Here is a 378-nt window from a genome sequence, read left to right as displayed (position 1 = left end):
TCGCTTTCTCCCAACTCCCCTGAGGCGAGCAATGACGTTACGCGTCCGGATAGCGCTTCGGGCGTTTGTTCTCGCGTCACGCACACCGCGAAGTGAAGCTTTTCGACAAGTGACGGATCGACGTCGGGGTGCGAAAAGTGCCGGAGTTCTTCGTAATAGGCGAGGTCGCGCACCCATCGCACGCTGTGCACGACGAAGATGCGTTTGAAGCGTTCCCAGACGGCCGGATCGCGAAGAATCGACACGAACGGTGCGAGGCCCGTGCCGGTGGCGAGCAGCCAGAGGTCGTCGCCGCCGGTGAACCGGTCCAGCGTGAGGAAGCCGTAGGCCGTGTGATCCACGAACAACTCGTCGCCGACCCTGAGTTGTGACAGACGC

1 pseudogene is annotated in these 378 nt (G+C 62.2%); it reads right to left on the bottom strand.

Going from position 1 to position 378, the window contains the following annotated elements:
* Nucleotides 1-341 (bottom strand): annotated as a pseudogene (locus CDV44_RS27630) (ferredoxin--NADP reductase); the annotation flags it as partial.
* Between the last annotated feature and the right edge of the window lie 37 nt (nucleotides 342-378).

The sequence above is a fragment of the Pandoraea sp. PE-S2R-1 genome (assembly GCF_002179865.1).
Taxonomy (GTDB): domain Bacteria; phylum Pseudomonadota; class Gammaproteobacteria; order Burkholderiales; family Burkholderiaceae; genus Pandoraea.
The sequence above is the reverse complement of the archived record's forward strand: the minus strand, read 5'-3'. Positions and strand labels throughout refer to the sequence as shown.